Raw genomic sequence first — 18,349 nt, forward strand, 5'->3', positions numbered from 1 at the left:
TGGGCAATCCCCCAAGATTGCATCTTCCGACAAGAATAAGAGAGCACACCTATGCCCGTACCCGATCTGTTCCGCGACGGCCTGGCCCGTGGCTGGAAAACCCACAATGGCGCCGCCCTGGATAACGACCTGACCCTGGAAGCGGATGTCGCCATCATCGGCAGCGGCGCCGGGGGCGGTACCACGGCTGAAATCCTCAGCGCCGCCGGCTACAAAGTGTTGCTGATCGAAGAAGGCCCGCTCAAGACCAGTAGTGATTTCAAACTGCTGGAAGACGAAGCCTACGCCAGCCTTTACCAGGAAGGCATCGGGCGGATGAGTAAGGACGGCGCTATCACCATCCTGCAGGGCCGGGCCGTAGGCGGTACCACCTTGATCAACTGGACCTCCAGCTTTCGCACCCCTGACGCTACCCTCGCGCATTGGGCCAGCGAATATGCGGTCAAAGGCCACAGCAGCGCCGAAATGGCGCCCTGGTTCGAAAAAATGGAGCAGCGCCTGGGCATCGCGCCGTGGGCGCTGCCGCCGAATGCCAACAACGATGTGATCCGCAAAGGCTGCGAAAAGCTCGGCTACAGCTGGCATGTGATCCCGCGCAATGTGCGCGGTTGCTTCAACCTGGGGTATTGCGGCATGGGCTGCCCGGTCAACGCCAAGCAGTCAATGCTGGTGACCACCATCCCGTCCACCCTGGAAAAGGGTGGCGAACTGCTTTACCTGGCCCGCGCCGAACGACTGAAATACAGCGGCGACACCATCAGCAGCCTCGAATGCGTGGCCATGGACGAACGCTGCGTAGCGCCCACCGGGCGCAAGATCAGCGTGAAAGCCAAGCACTATGTGCTGGCGGGCGGCGGCATCAACAGCCCGGCCCTGCTGATGCGCTCCGACGTGCCCGACCCACACTCGCGGCTGGGCAAGCGCACCTTCCTGCACCTGGTCAACTTCTCCGCCGGGCTGTTCGACGAGGTGATCAACCCCTTCTACGGTGCGCCGCAATCCATCTACTCCGACCACTTCCAATGGCAGGACGGCACTACCGGCAAAATGTCCTACAAACTGGAAGCACCGCCCCTGCATCCAGGCCTGGCGAGCACCCTGTTTGGTGGCTATGGCAACCAGAACGCCCTGGACATGAACCAATTACCCCACACTCACGCCATGCTCGCCCTGCTGCGCGACGGCTTTCACCCCGACAGCCCAGGCGGCACGGTGGAGTTACGCGGTGACGGCACCCCAGTGCTCGACTATCAGGTCTCGCCCTACGCCTGGGACGGCCTGCGCCGGGCCTTCCACAGCATGGCCGAGATTCAGTTCGCGGCGGGGGCCAAATCGGTCAAGCCCCTGCATCACGACGCGCGCTTTGTGAACAACTTGGCCGAAGCCCGCAGCGTGATCGACGGTCTGAACCTGGAACTGCATCGCACCACCCTGGGCAGCGCTCACGTGATGGGCGGTTGCGCCATGGGTGAAGACCCAAAAAATGCCGTTGCCGACAGCCTGGGTCGCCATCATCAGTTGCGCAACCTGTCGATCCACGATGGCTCGCTGTTCCCCACCAGCATTGGCGCCAACCCGCAATTGTCGGTGTACGGACTGACCGCGCAACTGGCGAGCGCATTGGCCGAACGTCTGAAAACGGCATGAAAAGACAGGGTATTCACGGTATCTATCTACATAAGTCGACTTGGCCCACCGGTAATGCTGCGATACCATCCGGTTCCCCAACGGACTCCGCCAGGACGACGCGATGAACCGAGTGTTGTACCCAGGTACCTTCGACCCGATTACCAAAGGCCATGGCGATCTGGTCGAACGCGCCTCTCGCCTGTTCGACCATGTGATCATCGCGGTCGCGGCCAGCCCCAAGAAAAACCCGCTGTTTCCCCTGGAACAACGTGTGGAGCTGGCGCAAGAGGTCACCAAGCACCTGCCGAATGTGGAAGTAGTGGGCTTTTCGACATTGCTGGCGCATTTCGCCAAGGAGCAGAACGCCAATGTGTTCCTGCGTGGCCTGCGTGCGGTGTCGGACTTCGAATACGAATTCCAGCTGGCCAACATGAACCGCCAATTGGCGCCGGACGTGGAAAGCCTGTTCCTGACGCCGTCGGAGCGTTATTCGTTCATTTCCTCGACGTTGGTTCGTGAAATCGCCGCTTTGGGCGGAGATATCACCAAATTCGTGCATCCAGCCGTGGCCGATGCGCTGACGCTGCGCTTCAAGAAGTAAGGCTGCTCGGTCGGTGCCTGCTCGCACTGCGGGCGCCAATGCGGCACAATTGCGCGCATTAGTTTTCAGATGCCTTGGCAGAGTGCCCTGGCAGGAGTTTCCATGTCCCTGATCATCACCGACGATTGCATCAACTGCGACGTCTGCGAACCCGAGTGCCCGAACGCTGCCATTTCCCAGGGCGAAGAGATCTACGTGATCGACCCTAACCTGTGCACCCAGTGCGTCGGTCACTACGACGAACCGCAGTGCCAGCAGGTATGCCCGGTGGATTGCATTCCGCTGGACGAGGCACACCCTGAGACGGAAGAGCAGTTGATGGAGAAGTACCGCAAGATTACCGGTAAGGCCTAAACCTCTTCATTGCCCCTAAGGGCCTCATCGCAGGCAAGCCAGCTCCCACACTTGGATATATGAATACATTCAAATGTCGGAGCTGGCTTGCCTGCGATAGCAATATCAGCCTTCACCCAGCAATCAGCTCTGACACCTGGGGCAAAACACACTCGCCCGCTGCCCCAGCACCACATTGCGCAGCTCAGTGCCGCAGACCTTGCATGCCTCGCCGCCCCGGCCATACACGAACAGTTCCTGCTGGAAATACCCCGGCTGCCCATCGCCGCCGATAAAGTCCCGCAACGTGGTGCCGCCCCGCTCGATGGCAGCAGCCAGCACCCGCTTGATTTCAATCGCCAGCTTCAGATAACGCCCGCGTGAAATACCCCCGGCGGCGCGGCGTGGGTCAATCCCAGCTGCAAACAGCGCCTCGGTCGCATAGATATTGCCCACGCCCACCACCACCGCGTTGTCCATGATGAACGGTTTCACCGCCATGGACTTACCGCGAGACAGCTGGAACAAGCGCTCGCCATCAAACAGGTCGGTCAACGGCTCCGGCCCCAGCCGCATCAGCAGCTCATGGTTGTGCGGGTCGTGGCTCCAGAGCATCGCACCGAAGCGCCGCGGGTCGGTGTAGCGCAGGGCCATGCCCGATTCCAGCTCGATATCCACGTGCTCATGCTTGGCCGCGGGCATGCCGACTTCCACCAGGCGCAAGTTGCCCGACATGCCCAGGTGGCTGATCAAGGTGCCCACTTCGGCATTGATCAACAGGTATTTGGCCCGGCGCTCCACCAGCACGATGCGCTGCCCTGACAGGCGCACATCCAGGTCTTCCGGAATCGGCCAGCGCAGGCGCCGCTCACGCACTACCACGCGGCTGACGCGCTGGCCTTCCAGGTGCGGGGCAATGCCGCGTCGGGTGGTTTCGACTTCTGGTAACTCGGGCATATGTACCTCTTGAATGACGGGTCAGTGCGCGCCCAGTTCGCGGATCGACAACTTCAGGCTCTCGAAGTCGTAGTCCGACAGGCCCACGTAATCCAGCACCAGATGGCCGATGGCGTTCCACTCATGATCCACTGGCTGATTGCCCAGTACGCGATAGGACGAACAGATATGCTCGGCCATCTTCAAAATGGCCAGCAGGTTCTTGAGCTGTGGGTTGCGCGACGTCTCATCGCTGAAAATCGCCAGGGCGTTATGGTGATTGGCGATGGCGTCGGTGACATGCTCCGGCAGGCGCCAGGACTTGGCGGTGTAGTAGCCGACTACCGCATGGTTGGTGTGGAACGCTTTGTTTTCGGTGTCGACCACGCGGCAATCCGGGGCGGCATTGGCGTAGGCATCTTCCAGCACCGCCATGTAATTGGGGAAGCGCTTGAGCATCAGCGGCACGCCACAATCATGGAACAGGCCCAAGGCATAGGCTTCGTCCACGGCCTGGGAACCGGTGCGCTTGGCCAGGGTGAGGCAGGTCATGGCCACATCCTGGGCGGTGTCCCAGAAGCGGTTGAGGGTGACGATGGTGTCGTCGCACATCTCACCCTTGATCGACTGCGCGTTGATCAAATTGATGATCGAACGGCTGCCCAGCAGGTTCACCGCACGCTGGATCGAAGCGATTTTGTTGCTCAGGCCGTAATACGGCGAATTGACGATCTTGAGCAGCGCGCCGGACAAGCCCGGGTCCTGGGAGATCAGCCGCGCAATCACTTCCAGGTCCGGGTCGGGCATGTACTGCTCCATCTGCAAATCCACCATGATTTGCGGTTGAGGCGGCACGCTGATGCCTTGCAGGGCCTGTTGGATCTGCTCGGGGGAAAGCTCTTGGGACATAAGTACACACTCTGGGCTAGGCGCGAATTCTACCCCTTATGCCGATGTGGCCGACACCCAAAAACCCAAGTGAAACCCGATCGAATGTGGGAGCTGGCTTGCCTGCGATAGCATCACCACCGTACGTCTGATACACCGCGCCGCCCGCATCGCAGGCAAGCCAGCTCCCACATGAAAGAGTGCGCAAAGGGTATACTCCCGCTCTTTTTTCCGGAGCGACGTCATGTCCCTGCCAAGCCTGCGTCTCAAAGCCAACGCCGATCGTCGTTTGCGCAACGGCCACCTGTGGGTCTACAGCAACGAAATCGACGTGGCCGCCACCCCACTCCACGGCTTCCAGGCAGGCGACCAGGCTATCCTGGAAGCGGCCGGCGGCAAGACCCTGGGCATCGTGGCCATGAGCCCGAACAACCTGATCTGCGCCCGCCTGCTGTCGCGCGACATCAAGCTGCCGCTGGACAAGTCGCTGCTGGTGCACCGCCTCAACGTCGCGCTGTCCCTGCGTGACCGCCTGTTCGACAAGCCGTTCTACCGCCTGGTCTACGGTGATTCCGACCTGCTGCCGGGCCTGGTGGTCGACCGTTTCGGCGACATCCTGGTGGTACAGATCGCCTCGGCGACCATGGAAGCGCATAAAGAAGATGTGATCGCCGCGCTGACCCAAGTGCTCAAGCCCAGCGGCATCCTGTTCAAGAACGACTCCGCCGCGCGCGACGCCGAAGGCCTCAACCGCTACGTCGAAACCGTATTCGGCCTGGTGCCGGAGTGGGTGGCGCTGGAAGAGAACGGCGTCAAGTTCGAAGCCCCGGTGATCCAGGGCCAGAAAACCGGCTGGTTCTACGACCACCGCATGAACCGCGCCCGCCTGGCCCCGTATGCCAAGGGCAAGCGTGTACTGGACCTGTACAGCTACATCGGCGGCTGGGGCGTGCAAGCTGCAGCCTTTGGCGCCAGTGAAGTGTTCTGCGTCGACGCTTCGGCCTTCGCCCTCGACGGCGTAGAGCGCAACGCCGCGCTGAACGGCTTTGCCGAGAAGATGACCTGCATCGAAGGCGACGTCTTTGAGGCGTTGAAAGAACTGAAAGCCAGCGAAGAGCGCTTCGACGTGATCGTCGCCGACCCACCGGCCTTCATCAAGCGCAAAAAAGACATGAAAAACGGCGAAGGCGCCTACCGCCGCCTCAACGAGCAAGCCATGCGCCTGCTCAGCAAAGACGGCATCCTCGTCAGCGCCTCGTGCTCCATGCACCTGCCGGAAGACGACCTGCAAAACATCCTGCTCACCAGCGCCCGCCATCTGGACCGCAACATCCAGATGCTCGAACGCGGCGGCCAAGGCCCGGACCACCCGGTGCACCCGGCGATTGTCGAGACGCGCTACATCAAGAGCATTACCTGCCGGTTGCTACCCAATAGCTGATGCTGTTCCCCTGTAGGGACTTGCGGGTTCCTACAGGTTTTTAGGAAATGTCGTACTGCCCCAGGCTTTGACTTTCCGTAGCGCAGACTCGATCCTCGCCCCTCTCATGGAACCGAGGCTCGCGTATGTCGAAGGCAATTACACAGGCTGAAAAACCGCTCTTGGTTTTCTGGCTGATGACCATGACTTTGCTGGGCGTCTTCCCCCTTGACGTCGTACTGCCCTCCTTTCCCGCCCTGGCTGAACACTTCCATACCTCGACCACCCATATCGCTCGATCCGTCAGCCTGTTCGCCATTGGATTTTCCTGCTCAATGCTGCTGATCGGCCCGCTGTCCGACAGAATCGGTCGCAAGAAGCTACTCCTGGCCAGTATGGTAGTAGCCATCCTGGGTGCAGTCGGGTGTCTGGCCGCCAGAAACACGCCCCAATTCCTGTTCTTTCGAGTCATTCAGGCCATAGGCTGCGGTGGTTTCATACTGTCCCAAGCGCTGGTGCAGGACCTTTTTTTCGGCAGGGAACAGGAGCGGTTGCGCATAGCAATGGCCACGGCCGGAGGCATTTTCATCTCGATTTCCCCAATGCTGGGCGCATGGCTGCAATTGCACTGGGGATGGAAAGCCAGCTTCTACGCGTTTATCGCCCTCTGTGCTGCAACGTGGATTATGGCTCACCGATTACTGCATGGCGGCTTCCCTCCAACCGCGCCAAGCGAGCGGGGTATTTTCAGGGCCTACGCCAAGGTTTTCGCCAACAGACATTTCGCCAGCTACGCCACGATCTCCTCGATCACCTTCGCCTGTCATTTCTCATTCATCGTTGTGTCACCGCTCATTTTCATGGACCAGTTAAAGCTGTCACCCCATGAGTACTCATTGACCTTGCTTCTCTACGGCGCCGCCTACGTAGTGGGAGGCCTCTGTGCCGGCGTCCTGCACAAACGGCTGGCGGCGGCTACCCAGATGGCAGTCGGGCTGGTTCTGATCGCTATCTCTGGCGTGGTCATGCTGCTGTTGGCCTACCTGTTCGGCTTATCAACCCCGACAGTGTTGGTGCCCATGCTGCTCTGCACGGCGGGCACCACCATCACCCGGCCCATTTCCAACTCCAAGGCCATGAGCCTGTTTCCAGACAATGCGGGAGCCGCAGCTTCCGCCGTTGCGGCAGTGCTGTTCATTGCTGGCGGCTGTATCAGTGCGTTTATCAGCACCTTTACCCACCAGTTGAGTACTGCGCTTGGCTTGTGTTTTCTGATCCTGAGCCTTGCCGCCCTTGCGTTGAACTCATGGGCACGGCGGCACCCGCACGTCCTGTAGCGGCTAACTTCAAGGTTGCGCCCATTCCCTCCAGCCGCCAGCGGTGTAGAATCGGCCCTATTCATCGCCAGTCATCCCCCGGCGGGTTTATGAGCTCGAGGCCCAAGCACGCGGCGATCCCGCGACGCGAGTGGCAACTTCCGGACACACGGCCATTTTCTGAGTGTTCCAGTCGTCAATTAGAAGCTCACTCCCCTTTAGTACTTGATTAGCCGCCCGGAGTGCTCCAATGCCTGATTACCGCTCGAAAACATCCACCCACGGCCGCAACATGGCCGGCGCGCGCGCACTGTGGCGTGCCACGGGGATGAAAGATGACGACTTCAAGAAGCCGATCATCGCGATTGCCAACTCGTTCACCCAGTTCGTGCCGGGCCATGTCCATCTCAAGGACCTGGGCCAACTGGTCGCCCGCGAGATCGAACGCGCCGGTGGCGTGGCTAAAGAATTCAACACCATCGCCGTGGACGACGGCATCGCCATGGGCCATGACGGCATGCTGTATTCCCTGCCGAGCCGCGAGATCATCGCTGACTCCGTGGAGTACATGGTCAACGCCCACTGCGCCGACGCCATTGTGTGCATCTCCAACTGCGACAAGATCACCCCCGGCATGTTGATGGCTGCCTTGCGCCTGAACATCCCGGTGATCTTCGTCTCCGGCGGGCCGATGGAAGCCGGCAAGACCAAACTCGCCTCCCACGGCCTCGACCTCGTCGACGCCATGGTAATCGCCGCCGATTCCAGCGCTTCTGACGAGAAGGTCGCCGAATACGAGCGCAGCGCCTGCCCGACCTGCGGTTCGTGCTCCGGCATGTTCACCGCCAACTCGATGAACTGCCTGGTGGAAGCCCTGGGCCTCGCCTTGCCGGGCAACGGTTCCACATTGGCCACTCACAGCGACCGCGAGCAGTTGTTCCTGCAGGCCGGCCGTACCATCGTCGAGCTGTGCAAGCGCTACTACGGCGAGAACGATGAGTCGGTGTTGCCGCGCAATATCGCCAACTTCAAGGCGTTCGAAAACGCCATGACCCTGGACATCGCCATGGGCGGTTCCACCAACACCATTCTGCATTTGCTGGCTGCCGCCCAGGAAGCCGAGATCGACTTTGACCTGCGCGACATCGACCGCCTGTCCCGTCACGTGCCACAGCTGTGCAAGGTCGCGCCGAACATCCAGAAGTACCACATGGAAGACGTGCACCGCGCCGGCGGGATCTTCTCAATCCTCGGCTCCCTGGCCCGTGGCGGCCTGCTGCACACCGACCTGCCAACCGTGCACAGCAAGTCCATCGCCGAAGGCATCGCCAAATGGGACATCACCCAGACTGACGACGAAGCCGTGCACACCTTCTTCAAGGCCGGCCCGGCCGGTATCCCCACCCAGACCGCGTTCAGCCAGTCGACCCGCTGGGACACCCTGGACGACGACCGTGAAAACGGCTGCATCCGCAGTGTCGAGCACGCCTACTCGCAAGAAGGCGGCCTGGCCGTGCTGTACGGCAACATCGCCCTCGACGGCTGTGTGGTGAAAACGGCAGGTGTGGATGAATCCATCCACGTTTTCGAAGGCCGCGCCAAGATCTACGAAAGCCAGGACAGCTCGGTACGCGGCATCCTCGCGGACGAAGTCAAGGAAGGCGACATCGTGATCATCCGCTACGAAGGCCCTAAAGGCGGCCCGGGTATGCAGGAGATGCTTTACCCCACGTCCTATCTGAAATCCAAAGGCCTGGGCAAAGCCTGCGCCCTGCTGACCGACGGCCGTTTCTCCGGCGGCACGTCGGGCCTGTCCATCGGCCACGCTTCCCCGGAAGCCGCTGCCGGCGGCGCGATTGGCCTGGTGCAGGATGGCGACAAGGTGCTGATCGACATTCCGAACCGCTCGATCAACCTGTTGATCAGCGATGAAGAACTGGCAGCACGCCGGGTTGAGCAGGACAAGAAAGGCTGGAAGCCGGTGGAGAAGCGCCCGCGCAAAGTCACCACCGCGTTGAAGGCCTACGCGTTGTTGGCCACCAGCGCCGACAAGGGTGCGGTGCGCAACAAAGCCATGCTCGACGGCCTGTAAGCCCCGCGCATAAAAAAGCCCCGCCAGGTGCGGGGCTTTTTTTGTCTGCAGAAATTCCCCAAGACATTGGAGATCAAATGTGGGAGCTGGCTTGCCTGCGATTGCATCACCTCGGAGTACATGAAGTACCGAGGTGTCTGCATCGCAGGCAAGCCAGCTCCCACAGTGACTGCACTTCGACTTAAGGCTCTTTACTGAATCTCCTCCGGTTTCACGATCACCCAGTTCTTGTCCGCCGTCACCGGCAACCCTTCCTTGGCTTGCGCCGCCGCGTGCTTGGCGATCATGCCGTTGAGTTGGGTCATGTACTTGTCTTTGCGGTTGATCCACAGGTGGATGCCGCCCTTGGCCACGTCCACATCGTGGAACAGCATGTAGCCATCGCTGGTCGGTGTGTCACCGCCGACAATCACTGGTTTTTTCCATTCGTCGATGTAGGTGAGGATCGCCGCGTGCTTACCGGCCATCCAGGTCGCCGGGGTCCACAGGTAGGGAGTCAGTTCCAGGCCGAGGTTGCTCTTCTCGTCATACTTGCCGGCAGTGATCTGTTTGCGTGCGGTGGTCAGCTCGCCGGTCTTGCGGTCCTTGAGCATCGTGGTCACGCCGATGACGTTCTCGGGTTTGACGTTGTAGCCGTACTTCGGATCAGCCGCGACCATGCGCACCAGCTCCTCGGACGCGGCGGTCATCACATAGACCTCGATGCCGTTTTCCATCAGTTTGTTGTACAGCTCGGCCTGGCCGGTGAAGACTTTCGGCGGCTGTACCTCGGATTTTTTCACCACGTCGCCTTCGAAATAGCTGACCGGCACGGGCTTGCCGGAGGCCATCAGCTCGTCGACCTGCACTTTGAGCTCCTTGAGGGTAAAGCCGGAAAAAATCTGCGCAACCCAGGGGTAGCAGACCATGTCGTCGACTTCGCACAGGCGATAGTAGTAGCTGAACAGACTTTCCTTATGGTCGGCGGTGTCTTTGAAGGGGATAAGCTTGAGCGAAGGGTCCATGGTTTCGCGGGTGATCAGGCCCTTGTTTTCCATGAACGGCAGCAGCGACTCTTCAAGGTCATAGCGGTAGCTGGTGTTGTCCATGTCGAACACCGCGTAGTTACCCTTGTTGGCATTGGCGGCGATCATTTCGTTGAGTTGTTTGGCGGCAGGTGCCGGCCAGTGTTTCAACTCGGTGGCGGCAAACGCCTGGCTGGCGAGCCCGAGGCAAAAGGCGGCGGATACCAATAGTTTCGGCGCGAGCTTCATAGGCGTTGTCTCCCTCAAGTGAAAGACATCGACGCTAACAAATCCGTATGACAGTTATCGCCCGAGCGCGACCGCTGACGTCGCGATTGCGCCAAGGGCATACGCCTGGGCGTCAAACGCTTATTCCAAAAACGACAGTCGCCATTCCATATTGGTATTAAATCAATATATTTCAAGCTGTTAGGCTTCCCGGTTAGCAATCGCAGGCTCACGCGATTGGCTGCCTTCTCAACGGAGCTTCAATGAATCTGCCCCTGATTCTCAATTTATTGGTGTTCGTGGCCCTGTTGCTGGGCCTGGCACAAACTCGCCGTACTAACTGGAGCCTGGCCAAGAAGGTGCTGTTCGCCCTGGTGCTGGGCGTGCTGTTCGGCGCGGCGTTGCACACGATCTATGGCGACGGCAACCCGGTGCTCAAAGCCTCCATCGGCTGGTTTGACCTGGTCGGCAACGGCTATGTGCAGCTGCTGCAAATGATCGTGATCCCGCTGGTGTTCGCCTCGATCCTCAGTGCCGTGGCGCGCCTGCACAACGCCTCGTCCCTGGGCAAGATCAGCTTCCTGACCATCGGCACGCTGCTGTTCACCACGGCCATCGCGGCGCTGATCGGCATCGGCCTGACCAACCTGTTCGGCCTCACCGCCGAAGGCCTGGTGGCCGGCACCCAGGAAATGGCGCGCCTGCAAGTGATCCAGAGTGATTACGCTGGCAAGGTTGCCGACCTGAATATCCCGCAGTTGCTGCTGTCGTTCGTGCCGGCCAACCCGTTCGCCGACCTGGCCCGGGCCAAGCCGACGTCGATCATCAGCGTGGTGATTTTCGCCGCGTTCCTTGGAGTTGCCGCGCTGCAACTGCTCAAGGACGACGTGGAAAAAGGCCAGAAAGTCCTTAACGCCATCGACACCCTGCAAGCCTGGGTGATGCGCCTGGTGCGCCTGGTGATGAAGCTGACCCCCTACGGCGTGCTGGCGCTGATGACCAAAGTGGTCGCTGGTTCCAACCTGCAAGACATCATCAAGCTGGGCAGTTTCGTGGTGGTGTCGTACCTGGCCCTGGGCCTGATGTTCGTGGTGCATGGCCTGCTGCTGTCCCTGGCCGGGATCAACCCGCTACGCTTCTTCCGCAAGGTGTGGCCGGTACTGACCTTTGCCTTTACCAGCCGCTCCAGCGCTGCAAGCATCCCGCTGAGCATTGAAGCGCAGACCCGTCGCCTGGGCATTCCGCAATCCATCGCCGGTTTCGCCGCCTCGTTTGGCGCGACCATCGGCCAGAACGGTTGCGCCGGTCTTTACCCTGCCATGTTGGCGGTGATGGTCGCGCCGACCGTGGGCATCAACCCGCTGGACCCGCTGTGGATCGCAACCCTGGTAGCCATTGTGACCTTGAGTTCGGCGGGCGTTGCCGGCGTAGGCGGCGGTGCGACCTTTGCCGCGCTGATCGTGCTGCCCGCCATGGGCTTGCCGGTGTCACTGGTGGCGCTGTTGATTTCCGTGGAACCGCTGATCGACATGGGCCGCACGGCGTTGAACGTCAATGGTTCGATGACGGCGGGGGCGATTACCAGCCAGATCATGGGGCAGACGGATAAGGCCTTGCTGGATGCCGATGAGCATGCCGAGTTAGCGCAGGTCTGATAGACCGCTATCGCAGGCAAGCCAGCTCCCACATTTGAATGTATTCACACATCAAACTGTGGGCGCTGGCTTGCCTGCGATGCTTTTAGGCTTTTTCCCACACTTCGAAGTTGTAGGCCGGCTTATCACCTTCAGCCGGATTCTCGACATTCGACACCAGCTTCCACTGGTTCATATCAAACTCTGGAAACCACGCATCCCCTTTCGGGCTCAGCGCCACGCGGGTCAGGTACAAGCGATCGGCCTGTTCCAGCCCCTGCGCATACAACTGCGCGCCGCCGATCAGCATCAGCTCGTCCACGCCTTGCGCCTTGGCCCACTCCTCAGCCCGCTCTACCGCTGCGTCCAGTGACGGAAACACTTGCGCACCTTCCAGCACAAGATCGGTCTGACGGCTGACCACCAGGTTCAAGCGCCCCGGCAGCGGTCGGCCCAGGGAGTCCCAGGTCTTGCGCCCCATGATGATCGGCTTGCCAAGGGTGGTGGCTTTGAAATATTTGAAATCCCCCGGCAAATGCCAGGGCATGCTGTTGTCGACGCCGATCACACGGTTTTCACCGAGGGCTGCGATCAGGCTTAAAGGGAGAGTTTTTTTCATGGCGACGAGAATACCAGAGCGGCGAGCCAGCGGTTATGCTCCAACCTTATCAACTCGACAGGACGGCGCGTGACTGCACTGAACCCGCTGCACAGACTTTGGCTGACAGAAACCGTGCGCCTGCGGGAAGAACACGCCGGCCCCCTGGAAGACTTGGAAGCCAACCGCCTGGCCCGCACCGCCGGGGGCGACCTGGCCACGCGCATCCAGCAGCGTGCGCTGCACCTGGCCGAGCGCGATGGCTTGGCCGCCGCGCTCAGCCGCTGGCTGCAAGGCGCACGCCTGGCCCTGGGGTTACTGGCGGCGGTCGCCGTCATCAGCGGCACCGGTTTGGCGTTCGCCGCGCTGGGCAATGGCCTGGCTCCGGTGAATGTGTTTTGGGCCTTGGGCAGCCTGCTCGGCCTGAACCTGATCTTGCTGATCAGTTGGGCCCTGGGCCTGCTGTTTGCCGGTGAACACAGCGCCAGCCTTGGCCGGCTGTGGTTGTGGCTCAGCGAGAAACTGGCGCGTGACGCCAAGGCCGCGCAACTGGCCCCAGCATTGTTGCTGTTGCTGCAACGGCAAAAACTCAATCGCTGGGCGGTGGGTGTGCTGGTCAACAGCTTGTGGTTGCTGGCCTTGCTCAGCGCCCTGGTGATCCTGCTGACCCTGCTCGCCACCCGCCGCTACGGGTTTGTGTGGGAAACCACCATTCTCGGCGCCGATACCTTTGTCGCTGTGACCCAGGCCCTTGGCACACTCCCGGCGCTGCTCGGTTTCAATGTGCCCACCGTGGAGATGATCCGCGCCAGCGGCGACTCCGCGCTGAATATCGAAAGCGCCCGCCAGGCCTGGGCGGCCTGGCTGGTGGGCGTGTTGCTGGTCTACGGCCTGCTGCCGCGGTTGATCCTTGCCTTGCTGTGCCTGTGGCGATGGAAACGCGGGCGCGCAGCGTTGCGCCTGGACCTCAACCTGCCCGGCTACGCCCAACTGCGCGAACGCCTGATGCCCAGCAGCGAGCGCCTGGGGGTCAACGATGTGGCGCCCGAACACCTGCACCCGATCAGCGGCGGCGCAAGTGAGCTGCAGAGTGATGGCGCCTTGCTGGTCGCCATCGAACTCGACGACCAGCACCCTTGGCCCCCTAAACTGCCTGCCAACGTCAAGAACGCCGGCATCCTCGACAGCCGCGAATCACGCCACAAACTGCTGGAGCAACTCAGCCGTTTCCCACCCGCGCGCCTGGCCATCGCCTGTGACCCGCGCCGCTCGCCCGACCGTGGCAGCCTGGCGCTGATCGCCGAGCTGGCACGCAGCGCCACCGACACCCGCGTATGGCTGCTGCAGGCACCACCGGGCCAGGCGCTGGACGCCGAGCGCCTGGGCGACTGGCATGCCGCGTTGCAACAGCTTGAAGTGTCGTTTGCCGATTGCGCGCCGCTCACTTGGCTGGAGACAGGTCATGACTAAACCGCTGAAACTCGCCGTGGTCGGCCATACCAACGTGGGCAAAACCTCATTGTTGCGCACCCTCACCCGCGATGTCGGCTTTGGCGAAGTGTCCCATCGCCCCAGCACCACGCGGCACGTGGAAGGTGCACGCCTATCGGTAGATGGCGAAGCTTTGCTGGAGCTGTACGACACTCCCGGCCTGGAAGACGCCATCGCCCTGCTCGATTACCTGGAACGCCTCGACCGCCCCGGCGAACGCCTGGATGGCCCTGCGCGGCTGGCGCGTTTCCTGGAAGGCAGCGAGGCGCGCCAGCGTTTCGAACAGGAAGCCAAGGTGCTGCGCCAGTTGCTGGCCTCCGATGCCGGCCTGTACGTGATCGACGCTCGCGAGCCGGTGCTGGCCAAGTACCGCGACGAACTGCAAGTGCTGGCCAGTTGCGGCAAGCCGTTGTTGCCGGTGCTCAACTTTGTCAGCAGCAGCGACCACCGTGAACCGGACTGGCGCGAAGCCCTGGCCCGCCTCGGCCTGCATGCGCTGGTGCGTTTCGACAGCGTGGCACCGCCCGAAGACGGCGAACGCCGGCTGTATGAAAGCCTGGCCCTGCTGCTGGAAAACTCACGGCCGCAGTTGGAACGCCTGATCCTCGATCAAGAAGCCCAGCGCCAGGCCCGCCAGCAAAGCGCCGCCCGCTTGATCGCCGAACTGTTGATCGACTGCGCGGCCTGCCGTCGCAATGTCGTCACCGAAGATGAACAGCAAGCCATCGGCGATTTGCGCAAAGCGGTGCGCCAACGGGAACAAAAGTGTGTTGATGCCCTGCTCAAGCTGTACGGCTTTCGCCCACAGGACGCGGCGGCCAGCGACCTGCCGCTACTGGATGGGCGCTGGGGCGACGACCTGTTCAACCCCGAAACCCTCAAGCAACTGGGCGTGCGGGTGGGTGGCGGGATCGCCGCCGGCGCAGCCGCCGGTGCGGGCGTGGACCTCCTGGTCGGCGGCCTGACGCTGGGCGCTGCTGCCCTGGCGGGCGCGATTGCCGGCGGTGCGCTGCAAACCGCGCGCAGCTACGGCAGCCGCCTGATGGGCAAGATCAAGGGCCAACGCGAACTCACCGTCGATGACAGCGTGCTGCGCCTGCTCGCCCTGCGCCAGCGCCAGTTGCTCAAGGCCCTGAACCTGCGCGGCCATGCGGCAATGCACAGCATCAAGGTCGACACGCCCCAGGACAAAACCTGGCGCGAGGGCAAACTGCCTGACGCCTTGAACAAGGCCCGCGCCTATCCGCAATGGTCGTCCCTCAATCCCCACGCCAAACTAAGCCAGGCCGAGCGTCAAGAACAGGTCGAAGCCCTTGCCATGCGCCTCGACGAGACCTAAGCAGTCATCAGCACCTGCCGGGCCTTGGCCTTAAGCACCTGAAGGTCCAGCACCGGCACCTGCATTTGCTTGGCCTGCTCGTCCCAGTGGCGCATACGCAAGCTCACGGCATACAACGGGTCTTGCTCAAAGGTCCGAGCCTCTTCTGCGCTCATGACGCCGCCTTGGTAAGCCAGAGTGCGACGGCTGGCTTCGCTCAAGCGGGCGAAATAGTCCGGTTGGCTGAAGGTCAGGTAACGCTTGGCCTGGACGTGGTATTCCACCAGCCTGGCCAGGCGTTCGCTGAAGCCTGCCCGGCGCAGGTAATCGGCGCCCAGCCGCTCGTGGCTGACCACGCCATAACCGCCCATGTTCGCGCCGCCCTGGCCGCAGAGATGGCCGAGGTCGTGGAAAAACGCCGCCAGCACCACCTCGTCGTCAAAACCTTCGGCCATGGCCAATTGCGCGGCCTGGGACATGTGCTCGATTTGCGACACCGGCTCGCCGATGTAGTCAGCCGTGCCATGTTGCTCGTACAAGCCAAACACCTGGGCAATCGCCTGTTCCGGGCTCATCGCGTCGCGCCCCACAGTGTGCTGATATTACGCTCGGCCATCGCCGGCCCCACGCTCATCCCTACGCCGGTGTGCATCAAGGCAGCGCTGACGCCAGGTGCCGCCTGCACAAACGAAAACGGCCCAGGCCCGCGCGAACCGTAGACGCCCTGCCAGCGCTCCACCACCTGGACCTTGCAACCCAAGGTCTGTTGCGCCAGTTCGATCAGCCAGTCATCCACCTGCTCGGCGTTGAAGGGCGACGGATCGCTGTCGTAATGGTGGGAGTCACCGATGATCAACTCGCCATGGGGCGTAGGGCTGATCAACAGGTGAATGCCGTGCTCGTGCAGGTACGGCGTTTCGCGCAAGATCTGCGCCTGCACGGCGGCCGCTTCCGGCAGGTCGGCAAAGGCGCCGTAGTGCACGCAGCTCAAGCCGGTGAGCAAGGCATGTTGCAGGTTCAGGTTGAGCACTGGCCGGGCGCGCAGCATTTGCAGGCGACAGGTTTGCGGGTTGAGCGCGGCGATGGCGTCGGCCAGCAGGGTTTGATAGTCGTGGCCGGAGCAAACAATGATCTGCTCGCCGCGAAAGCGGCCTGCCGTGCTGTGCAACTGGCCCGGTTCAACCTCGCGCACCAGGGTAGAGAAGTGAAACTCCACGTTAAGCGCCTGGCTCAGGTAATGGATCAGCGCCGGGATGGCCTCGCGGGAATACAGTTGCTGGTCGTCCTTGCCATGCAGTGCGGCGCGGTGATGGCGGAACTGGCCGGCGTACAGGTCGTTCATGACAGCGCCCTGCAGCAGCTCGACGTTGTAGCCGTGCTCCCGCGCGCGCCCGGCGCAGAAGGCTTCGAGCAGATGCTCTTCGGCTTCGGTGCGGGCGAACAGGTACGAGCCATTGCGTTTGAGCGCCAGGCCCGCCGCTTGCGCCCACTGGCCCCATATTTCGCGGCTTTCCCGCGCCAGGTCGAGCATTGGCCCTGGTGGTTGACCGGTGACCAGCGCCTGGCCGAAGTTGCGCACTGAGGCGCCCAATGGCGTGGCGCTTCGCTCGAACACCTTGACCTTGAGGCCGCGCCTGGCGGCGGCATAGGCGTGGGAGAGACCGAGGATGCCGGCGCCGACGACTAACAGATCACTACTCATACTGTCCTCTGGTTCCCGCGCTCCGCGTGGGAATTCATCCGGTGACGCTCCGCGTCACGACCTTTAAAAGCGGACGCGGAGCGTCCAGAGCGGCGTTACCACGCGGAGCGTGGGAACGATCGGTTACTGTTTTTCCGACTTGCCGTCATAACGCTTACGCCATTCGGCCAAGATGCTGTCACGGTTCTTGGAAGCCCAGACAAAGTCGTTCTTGATCAACCGTTGCTCATAGTCGGCCGGCAATTCGGTCTGTGGCTTGGCGATTCCCGGTTGGGCGAGCACGGCGAAGTTGTCCTTGTACAGATCCATCGCCGCGGTGCTGGCGGAGAAGTCAGCGAGTTTTTTCGCCGCCTCGGCATGGGCCGTGCCTTTGATCACGGCGGTGGCTTCGATGTCCCAGCCCAGGCCTTCCTTGGGCAGGATGATGTCCAGCGGCGCGCCCTGGCGCTTGAGCTGAACCGCCGGGTATTCGAAGGAAATACCAATCGGAAACTCACCGGACGCCGCCAACTTGCACGGCTTGGAGCCGGAGTGAACGTACTGGCCGATGTTCTGGTGCAAGTCGTCCATGTACTGCCAGCCTTGCTTCTCGCCGAAGGTCTGGAGCCAGGCGCTGACATCCAGGAAGCCGGTGCCTGAAGACGCCGGGTTAGGCATCACGATCTTGCCCTTGTATTCAGGCTTGGTCAGGTCCTGCCAGCTCACCGGTTTGGTGAGGCCCTGCTTCTCGGCTTCGACGGTGTTGAAGCAGAGGGTGGCGGCCCACACGTCCATGCCGACCCAGGCCGGAGGGTTGGCGGCGTCGCGGTAGTTTTTGCCGATCTTGTCCAAGTCCTTGGGCGCGTAGTTGTCGAGCATGCCTTGCTGATCGAGGATCGCCAGGCTGGAGGCGGCCAGGCCCCACACCACGTCAGCCTGGGGGCGGTCTTTCTCGGCCAGCAGTTTGGCGGTGATGATGCCGGTGGAGTCGCGCACCCACTTGATCTCGACGTCGGGGTTGGCCTGTTCGAAAGCTTTTTTGTAGGTCTTCAATTGCTCGGCTTCAAGGGCCGTGTACACCGTCAACTCGGTCTTGGCCAAAGCATTCAGGCTGAATGCCGTGAGGACTGCAGCGACCAGCGCCAGGGGCTTGAACATGGAGCACCTCCTTCAGGGATGT

Annotated in this window: 16 protein-coding genes; 9 read left to right on the forward strand and 7 right to left on the reverse strand. The window is 61.7% G+C overall.

What is annotated here, in order from left to right; translation table 11 throughout:
• Positions 1-51: 51 nt before the first annotated feature.
• The 3 genes from RHM69_RS19330 to RHM69_RS19340 all read left to right on the forward strand — a co-directional run bounded on the left by RHM69_RS19330 (position 52) and on the right by RHM69_RS19340 (position 2,584).
• Positions 52-1,647 (forward strand): GMC family oxidoreductase, encoded by a 1,596-nt coding sequence (locus tag RHM69_RS19330; RefSeq protein WP_200599495.1) that lies wholly within the window; start codon positions 52-54, stop codon positions 1,645-1,647.
• A 103-nt stretch (positions 1,648-1,750) separates the two neighbouring features.
• Positions 1,751-2,230, forward strand: a complete 480-nt coding sequence (gene coaD, locus RHM69_RS19335) for a pantetheine-phosphate adenylyltransferase (RefSeq protein WP_003195136.1) — start codon at positions 1,751-1,753, stop codon at positions 2,228-2,230.
• Positions 2,231-2,332: 102 nt separating this feature from the next.
• Positions 2,333-2,584 carry a YfhL family 4Fe-4S dicluster ferredoxin gene (locus tag RHM69_RS19340; protein ID WP_003195146.1) on the forward strand — a complete coding sequence of 84 codons (252 nt, stop codon included), beginning with the start codon at positions 2,333-2,335 and terminating at the stop codon, positions 2,582-2,584.
• Positions 2,585-2,707: 123 nt separating this feature from the next.
• Here RHM69_RS19340 and mutM read toward each other — a convergent pair whose 3' ends face one another.
• The gene (gene mutM / locus RHM69_RS19345; protein WP_014720348.1) at positions 2,708-3,520 is read right to left on the reverse strand and encodes a bifunctional DNA-formamidopyrimidine glycosylase/DNA-(apurinic or apyrimidinic site) lyase; all 813 of its coding nucleotides are present in this window, start codon (positions 3,518-3,520) and stop codon (positions 2,708-2,710) included.
• 21 nt (positions 3,521-3,541) lie between these two features.
• Positions 3,542-4,354, reverse strand: coding sequence for an HDOD domain-containing protein (locus RHM69_RS19350; protein ID WP_177324614.1), 813 nt, complete (start codon positions 4,352-4,354; stop codon positions 3,542-3,544).
• Positions 4,355-4,631: 277 nt separating this feature from the next.
• Here RHM69_RS19350 and RHM69_RS19355 point away from each other — a divergent pair, with 277 nt between their 5' ends.
• The 3 genes from RHM69_RS19355 (at position 4,632) to ilvD (ending at position 9,215) form a co-directional block, all read left to right on the forward strand.
• The gene (locus RHM69_RS19355) at positions 4,632-5,828 is read left to right on the forward strand and encodes a class I SAM-dependent rRNA methyltransferase (protein WP_005792302.1); all 1,197 of its coding nucleotides are present in this window, start codon (positions 4,632-4,634) and stop codon (positions 5,826-5,828) included.
• A gap of 125 nt (positions 5,829-5,953) precedes the next feature.
• The gene (locus tag RHM69_RS19360; RefSeq protein ID WP_200599493.1) at positions 5,954-7,144 is read left to right on the forward strand and encodes an MFS transporter; all 1,191 of its coding nucleotides are present in this window, start codon (positions 5,954-5,956) and stop codon (positions 7,142-7,144) included.
• A gap of 229 nt (positions 7,145-7,373) precedes the next feature.
• Positions 7,374-9,215 (forward strand): dihydroxy-acid dehydratase, encoded by a 1,842-nt coding sequence (gene ilvD, locus RHM69_RS19365; protein WP_003195159.1) that lies wholly within the window; start codon positions 7,374-7,376, stop codon positions 9,213-9,215.
• Between the two features lie 191 nt (positions 9,216-9,406).
• Here ilvD and RHM69_RS19370 read toward each other — a convergent pair whose 3' ends face one another.
• Positions 9,407-10,468 (reverse strand): hypothetical protein, encoded by a 1,062-nt coding sequence (locus RHM69_RS19370; RefSeq protein ID WP_014720351.1) that lies wholly within the window; start codon positions 10,466-10,468, stop codon positions 9,407-9,409.
• A gap of 242 nt (positions 10,469-10,710) precedes the next feature.
• On the opposite strand from RHM69_RS19370, the gene RHM69_RS19375 reads away from it, so the two are divergent.
• Positions 10,711-12,102 carry an L-cystine transporter gene (locus tag RHM69_RS19375; protein ID WP_014720352.1) on the forward strand — a complete coding sequence of 464 codons (1,392 nt, stop codon included), beginning with the start codon at positions 10,711-10,713 and terminating at the stop codon, positions 12,100-12,102.
• Positions 12,103-12,187: 85 nt separating this feature from the next.
• On the opposite strand, the gene RHM69_RS19380 is transcribed toward RHM69_RS19375, so the two are convergent.
• Positions 12,188-12,700, reverse strand: coding sequence for a dihydrofolate reductase (locus RHM69_RS19380; protein ID WP_168223895.1), 513 nt, complete (start codon positions 12,698-12,700; stop codon positions 12,188-12,190).
• A gap of 69 nt (positions 12,701-12,769) precedes the next feature.
• Between RHM69_RS19380 and RHM69_RS19385 the strand changes: the two genes are divergently transcribed.
• Both RHM69_RS19385 and RHM69_RS19390 read left to right on the forward strand, forming a co-directional pair.
• The gene (locus RHM69_RS19385) at positions 12,770-14,149 is read left to right on the forward strand and encodes a DUF2868 domain-containing protein (RefSeq protein ID WP_200599491.1); all 1,380 of its coding nucleotides are present in this window, start codon (positions 12,770-12,772) and stop codon (positions 14,147-14,149) included.
• Positions 14,142-15,509 (forward strand): DUF3482 domain-containing protein, encoded by a 1,368-nt coding sequence (locus RHM69_RS19390; protein WP_073451818.1) that lies wholly within the window; start codon positions 14,142-14,144, stop codon positions 15,507-15,509. The genes RHM69_RS19385 and RHM69_RS19390 overlap by 8 nt, the downstream gene beginning before the upstream one ends.
• Here RHM69_RS19390 and RHM69_RS19395 read toward each other — a convergent pair.
• The 3 genes from RHM69_RS19395 to RHM69_RS19405 all read right to left on the reverse strand — a co-directional run bounded on the left by RHM69_RS19395 (position 15,506) and on the right by RHM69_RS19405 (position 18,327).
• Positions 15,506-16,063, reverse strand: coding sequence for a phosphonate degradation HD-domain oxygenase (locus RHM69_RS19395; RefSeq protein WP_200599489.1), 558 nt, complete (start codon positions 16,061-16,063; stop codon positions 15,506-15,508). The two genes, RHM69_RS19390 and RHM69_RS19395, sit on opposite strands and share 4 nt — an antisense overlap.
• Complete coding sequence (locus RHM69_RS19400; protein WP_032902267.1) at positions 16,060-17,190, reverse strand: TIGR03364 family FAD-dependent oxidoreductase; 1,131 nt, start codon at positions 17,188-17,190, stop codon at positions 16,060-16,062. Before RHM69_RS19400 ends, RHM69_RS19395 begins: the two co-directional genes overlap by 4 nt.
• 123 nt (positions 17,191-17,313) lie before the next feature.
• Entirely contained in the window at positions 17,314-18,327 is a 1,014-nt protein-coding gene (locus tag RHM69_RS19405) for a putative 2-aminoethylphosphonate ABC transporter substrate-binding protein (protein ID WP_073843836.1), read from the reverse strand.
• Positions 18,328-18,349 lie beyond the last annotated feature (22 nt).

Origin of the sequence: Pseudomonas sp. CCI1.1 (assembly GCF_034348165.1) — a bacterium.
Lineage (GTDB): Bacteria > Pseudomonadota > Gammaproteobacteria > Pseudomonadales > Pseudomonadaceae > Aquipseudomonas > Aquipseudomonas paracarnis.